This window comes from Mycobacterium sp. E796 (assembly GCF_001672815.1).
Taxonomy (GTDB): Bacteria; Actinomycetota; Actinomycetes; order Mycobacteriales; family Mycobacteriaceae; genus Mycobacterium.
Genome location: NZ_LZKK01000373.1, coordinates 1 through 942, shown reverse-complemented (window position 1 = coordinate 942; position 942 = coordinate 1). Strand labels below are relative to the sequence as shown.

Here is a 942-nt window from a genome sequence, read left to right as displayed (position 1 = left end):
GTTGCCTTTTCTCCTTCTGGATGAATTTCTTGCCTTGTGATACTGGTCGGCCGTCGTAACTGGCTGCTACGCGGCATGAAAGCCGATGGCGGGAAACTCGCTGTTTTCCGCCGCTATTTCCCGCGTCAGACGACAACCTGCTTGGGCATGACGATCGGCTTGAAGCCGTACCGCGGACCGCTGCCGTAGGCACCGGCCTTGGCGGCCCCGGCCATTCCGGGCATGCCGGGCATCGCCGCGACCGGCTCGTCGGCGGCAGCGGTCCAGCCCGAACCCTCGAGCGGAGCGGTCGACGATGCCAGCGTCGCCGGGGCGGCCGACGACCAGCTGGCCGGGACCGACAGACCCCCGACCGTGGAGGCTTCGGCCATGCCGGCCGCCGCTCCACCGCCGACGCTGTTGACCAGCGTCCCTTCGCCGATTGCCGCACCACCGGCCAGCGGCACGACGTCGCTCGCCGTCGCCGCCGGGGCCGCGGCGGCAAGGGTGTGGCCCAGCGACACCGCGGTCGGGATGGCGTTCATCACGAACCACGCCGATGTGTTGACGGCGCCGTTGAAGGCGTTGAAGAACGCCGGGGTTCCAGCCAGGCCGTCAAGGGCGTTCTCGATCGGCGTCAAGCCGAGCGCATCGATGATGGCTTGAACCCCTTGGCCGATGTATCCGCCGTTCAACAACGACTGGAAGTTGGAGATGATCCCGCCCAGGCCTGACGCTGCGGGCGTGGCCGCCGCGTTCGCGAAAGCCGCCGAAACCGCGCTGCCTTGGGTGGCGGCCGCGGCAGGGCTGGCGGTCGCGGCCGCCGGCGTCAACGGCTGCAGGACCCCGCTGGCTGCCGACGCGGCCGAGTAGGTGTACATCGCGATCGCGTCCTGGACCCACATCTCGGCATACAGCGCCTCGGTAGCCATGATTGCGGGCGTGTTGTGCCCGAAGATGTTG

1 protein-coding gene is annotated in these 942 nt (G+C 68.6%); it reads right to left on the bottom strand.

Features of this window, described 5'->3' with window-relative positions; all coding sequences use genetic code 11:
- Window positions 1–125: 125 nt before the first annotated feature.
- On the bottom strand, window positions 126–942 hold an 817-nt coding region (locus tag A5706_RS30960; protein ID WP_068140200.1), incomplete at its 5' end, for a PPE domain-containing protein.